Here is a 4919-nt window from a genome sequence, read left to right on the forward strand (position 1 = left end):
CAATTGATCGGCTACCAACCTCCTACTCTCCATTAATTGTTTTTTCAGCTTCTCACTCGCGTGGAACTGGGCCAGCTCGTTTTTGATCACGGTTTTTACCTTTTCCGATTTTACGCAATGGCGATCCCACTCCTTTTGCAGTTTGACATTCAGACTGATGGTTCCTTCCTCTGTATCCTCCATTAAGTGAGTCATATAATCATAGGTTTTCTGGAAATTCTGTGTCCAGCACTGCTCTTTTTTAAAGCAATTTTGACACGTCTTCTCAGTTACATTACTCAAAAAGAGATCCACTTCTTTTTCCGAATTTGGATGTTCAAATTGAAATTTTGAAAAACTGTTAGATAGCGCTTGGAAAACGTGTGAAAATTGTTCCACCCTATTCGCAGTCACATCACGGATCTTCCGCATGTATTGCTGTTGCTCTGCTGTATGTTCGGCTGTTCCGGGAATGGATTTAGCCAGGTTAGCAATAGCTCTTTGTGGGGTTAGCAGAAAGAGCGCAACAGCCACCATTGACTCCATGATGGTAGGAACAAGCAGCGTCATCCCCTCCCCATAAATGCCAATTAGTAATGTGCCTAGAAGCAGTCCCACCGATACACCAAGCTTGTTTCCTTCCCGTAACAGCCCTCCTAACAGACCGGCAAAAGCCAGCAAACTCATCTGATATAGGTTGGATACAGTTGCTAAGCTTAGAATGAGCCCTGTCACCACACCAACCGTCGAACCAATGGTGGCTCCAGCGACAAAAGCAAAGATTAATACAAGATATCGAGATAATATATGTTCAACAGATAGATCATAGGCTGTCCAGCCGATAGTCCCTGTCAAAACCGAAGCGAACAAAATAATGAGACAAATAATTTCCTCTGTTTTAAATGCCTGTCTCTTTTTCCTCATGGTGATGAGCGGCAGACTTTGGAAAAAGATGAGTGTGAGGATAAATCCAAGCCCTGCCTCTACTCCGATCATCAGCCAATCATATGTCACAATTCCCGTTGTAAAATAAATCATCGTTGTCTTGGATAGAAAGGCCGAGAGGAAGACCAGAAACGGCATTGCCTTAAGAGGCTCTATCTTTAATGCCTGAGCCCATTTGAAAAGGAGAACAAATAATATCATCCCACCAAGTACATAGGCGGCGGTCAGTGCCGAGATAGTGGCCGATCCGACCATTAAGGCAATTAATGTGAGCCCCGCCCGTTTCTTTTTCAAAAAATACACAGCTGCGAAAAATGGTAATGCAAACGGTGTGATTTCATTAAGGATTAAAGCTCGTCCGAGTAAGAACCCGATAAAGACTAAAAGAAATCCTTGGTGAAATAGAATGGACGTAAGTTTCGTTTTCGTCGTATGGATCGACTTCATAAATGTTTTTCTGACTTTCCCAAACTGAAGATTGGAAACCGGTTCCCCCAAATCTCTTTCTAGTCCCTGCATGATATCCACTCCCATATTTTATCTATTGGGGTCATTATACAAGCTCAAAAGGAAAAGATTTGTCAAAAGAACCGTCTAGAACCTAAGAAGTGTTCGACGTATTACAAGGAAAAGAGGGAAAAGCTGTCATGAAATCATCGCATTTGCTATTCACTCTCATCAGTTTTTGTAAATTCTCTAGGTAATTGCTAGGATAATGTTCTAATTATTCTTACATTTTTAAAACGTATTGACATATGAATGATAAGTTAGTATGATAATTCTTGTGTCTTGTGAGAGATTACTAATTTCTCCTGCATTATTTATAAATTTGGCGGTGTAGCGACGAGCGACACTTCACCGAATTTGCTTCGAGTTGTCCCGACGGATTCACTTCCTGGCTTTACTTGCAGAGGAAGGGACACAGACCATTAACACTGGTCGCCAGTGAATCTAATGAAACACTTATAAATTTGGCGGTGTAGCTCAGCTGGCTAGAGCGTACGGTTCATACCCGTGAGGTCGTGGGTTCGACTCCCTCCGCCGCTACCAACTTTATAAGGCCCATTGGTCAAGCGGTTAAGACACCGCCCTTTCACGGCGGTAACACGGGTTCGAATCCCGTATGGGTCATAAAATAAAAGCTGCCACAGCTTCAGGGAATACCTGATACTGTGGCAGCTTTTTTGTGTTTGTGCACTTTTGAAAAGTGGTTTTGGGTAACTTTCTTTTTATTTCGGGGTCGATCCATCCATATTAACTGTTCCCACTATTCAAATTTAGCGAGAATATTCGTTTATCCATTGTAAATGGAATATATCCATTGTAAAGCCAATATATCCATTGCAAAAATGATATATCCATTGTAAAACCGATATATCCATCATAAAAAAGATTTATCCATTATAAGACCCTAAGGTAACTTTCCCCCTTGCTAAATGCATAACCTTAGTTGATTGTAGTGGAAGGCGCGAAGACTCCCGCGGGAGGAAGGGACAGGGGAGACCCTACAGGCGAAGCCGAGGAGGCTCCCGGACCGCCCGCAGGAAAGCGAAGCGCCTAGAACGGAAATCAACCGTCCTAGAACTCCCCCCTACCAAAACCAAAAAAACACGCCCCAAAAAAGGGCGTGCTCAAACATTACGTTTTATATATGAGATTTTCAGCAGCAAGTTACTTTCTACTTGCTCCACGACCTCCACGTTTTGATTCCGTGCTACGCTTCAGGGTAGATAAACGATCTTCGCTATCTTTCAAGAATCTAGCCATCTTCTGTTCGAAGTTTTCCTTTGGTTTGAATTCTTCTCTTCTTCCTCGTGGCGGACGTTGATTTGAGCGTTGTTGGTTGTTGTTGTTCGGACGTTGTGATGGTGCAGCAGAACGTGGTTGTGGCTCACGATACGTGTCGCTTGCCTTTTTAATGGATAGACCAATTTTGCCATCCTTCTCCACATTGATCACTTTCACCTGTACTTCGTCCCCAACTTTTAAATGGTCGTTAATATCCTTCACATAGTTGTCTGCAACTTCACTGATGTGAACAAGACCAGTTGTTCCTCCTGGCAACTCAACGAACGCGCCAAAATTAGTTATACCTGTTACCTTACCCTGTAACTTGCTGCCTACTTCGATTGACATAAAAAAAATGCTCCTCCTTAAAATCATAAAAATAAATCACTTTACCTACCATTATACCTAGAGCAAAATTGAGGTGTCAATATGACGACTAATCTGACGACGAATCGTCAGGCATATTGAAGATGATTTCATCCTCTTCTGACATGAAATAATCTCTACGTGCGATCTTCGCAATATAATCATCATCGTTCAGTTTTACAATTTCCTCTTCTAAACGCTGTTGTTCTTTTTTCAGTTTTGCCAGCTCTTGTGCGACTACTTCTTTTCTATCTTCTTTTTCTTGAAGAATAGCTCGTTGGTCTAAGAGTGTTTTTCCCATTAGTATTCCAAAGACTAATGCTAAACAAAAGAATAATGATAAACGGCGATAAAGTCCACGGCGTCTTTTCTGTTGTTTCAACTGCTGGTCCTGTTTTTGTTTGGAATAATCGGAATGGATTTTTGCTACCTTTTCATCTTTTGCCGCGCTCATCTTATCATTCCTCTCCTAGCGCTTTTTCCAAAAGTTCTTTACTCTATTTATTATACTATGTTTCCTATTCTTTACTAGTGTGAAAAATCCTTCAAGTTTTTTGAAAACAATGTGTAAATATTTTTTGACAACGTTCGGGACCAACTTCCATACTAGCATAAGGATCCACCTAAATGGTAATGAACAAATTTTAACAATCCGCCATATGACCAGAAGCAGAAAGCGGACTGTGGAGTAAAGAAACTTCCAAATACCTAATAATAATACGATAAGTGCTTGTACTAATAGTTGAATGGGCTTTACTATCAGCATTCTTACCATCTTTTCCAAGAAACGATACAAATTGATGACAAGTTGTATGATGGACTCTAGCAGGTTTAAATAAAAATACCGGAATAAGCTTTGATAAGCTGCAAAGCCGCATACGAGTGCAATGAGAATATAAAAACGGATTTCCCCTTCATTGACCCTTAGTAATACATAAAAACCGATAAGGGCTTGCAAGAGCCAAAACAGGATGTCGTGAATGAACACGACCCATTTGGCTCTTTTTTCCCGTTTCAGAAAACGTCCATACGTATCGATGGCCGCTCCAAGCCATGCCCCCATCCCAATCATGGCAAGCATTGTATAAAGCTGGGTGGTAAGCGTCATTTGAACAACTTACTAAAGAACCCTTTAGCTTTCTCCGCCTGTTGATCATCTAAATAAATGATTTCCATGATCTTGCCTTTGATGGAGACGACGCCACTTTCTACATCTAGGTTTTTCATCTGAAGGTTTTGACCTCTGACAGAGAGAAATCCCATGACGGTTTCGAGCAGAAACTCTTCGTTATCAAAACTTTCCACTTGCTTTACACCTGTGATATCCAACATTCTGCGGCTTCTCATCACGATGTCTTGCTCTTGGACAGTCTGCTTGTTTCCTTGATTCGGATCATAGTATTGGTTCATATTCATCCCTCACCCATCTAGTACTTGAAGATAGTACATGTATATGAGAGGGATATATTTTTAGAACAAGCCTGTCCGTTACTCTTCGGTTTGTTCCACTCTTTCTTCTTTTACAATCGTGTACATCATGGCTGCGTCTTCTTTTTTCGCATTCTCTTGAATGTTGTCGATGGAAGCCGTAACGATTTTTTGGCCAAAGTGAATCTTCAATTCATCTCCCGCTTTTACATTGCTGCTGGCTTTCGCTTGTACGTTGTTGATATAGATACGTCCTTGTTCTGCCACTTCTTTAGCAAGTGTACGACGCTTAATGATTCTTGATACTTTCAAAAATTTATCTAAACGCATTTTCTAACTCCCCCTATATTAAATGTCTGTTAAACACCGCTGGTAATTTCCGCACTAGGCATCGCTTTACACGGGGCACTTGC

The 4919-nt window shown here is 41.2% G+C and carries 5 protein-coding genes, 2 tRNA genes and 1 pseudogene; 2 read left to right on the forward strand and 6 right to left on the reverse strand.

Annotation, left to right across the window (positions count from 1 at the left end):
* A pseudogene (locus M313_RS0116820) lies at window positions 1-1443 on the reverse strand (stage II sporulation protein E); the annotation flags it as partial.
* A 454-nt stretch (window positions 1444-1897) separates the two neighbouring features.
* Here M313_RS0116820 and M313_RS0116825 point away from each other — a divergent pair.
* Both M313_RS0116825 and M313_RS0116830 read left to right on the forward strand, forming a co-directional pair.
* A tRNA-Met gene (locus tag M313_RS0116825) sits at window positions 1898-1974 on the forward strand.
* A gap of 9 nt (window positions 1975-1983) precedes the next feature.
* Window positions 1984-2055, forward strand: a tRNA-Glu gene (locus tag M313_RS0116830).
* A 540-nt stretch (window positions 2056-2595) separates the two neighbouring features.
* On the opposite strand, the gene M313_RS0116835 is transcribed toward M313_RS0116830, so the two are convergent.
* From M313_RS0116835 to M313_RS0116855, 5 genes are all read right to left on the reverse strand, one after another.
* A complete protein-coding gene (locus M313_RS0116835) occupies window positions 2596-3060 on the reverse strand; it encodes a S1 domain-containing RNA-binding protein (RefSeq protein ID WP_010191409.1) in 465 nt (154 codons plus the stop codon).
* A gap of 88 nt (window positions 3061-3148) precedes the next feature.
* The gene (locus tag M313_RS0116840; RefSeq protein ID WP_010191407.1) at window positions 3149-3532 is read right to left on the reverse strand and encodes an FtsB family cell division protein; all 384 of its coding nucleotides are present in this window, start codon (window positions 3530-3532) and stop codon (window positions 3149-3151) included.
* Window positions 3533-3547: 15 nt separating this feature from the next.
* Window positions 3548-4186 (reverse strand): spore cortex biosynthesis protein YabQ, encoded by a 639-nt coding sequence (gene yabQ, locus M313_RS0116845; protein ID WP_010191405.1) that lies wholly within the window; start codon window positions 4184-4186, stop codon window positions 3548-3550.
* The gene (yabP, locus tag M313_RS0116850; protein ID WP_010191403.1) at window positions 4183-4488 is read right to left on the reverse strand and encodes a sporulation protein YabP; all 306 of its coding nucleotides are present in this window, start codon (window positions 4486-4488) and stop codon (window positions 4183-4185) included. Before yabP ends, yabQ begins: the two co-directional genes overlap by 4 nt.
* A gap of 78 nt (window positions 4489-4566) precedes the next feature.
* Window positions 4567-4836 carry an RNA-binding S4 domain-containing protein gene (locus tag M313_RS0116855; RefSeq protein ID WP_010191401.1) on the reverse strand — a complete coding sequence of 90 codons (270 nt, stop codon included), beginning with the start codon at window positions 4834-4836 and terminating at the stop codon, window positions 4567-4569.
* Window positions 4837-4919 lie beyond the last annotated feature (83 nt).

The sequence above is a fragment of the Bacillus sp. m3-13 genome (assembly GCF_000175075.1).
Lineage (GTDB): Bacteria > Bacillota > Bacilli > Bacillales > Bacillaceae_I > Sutcliffiella_A > Sutcliffiella_A horikoshii_C.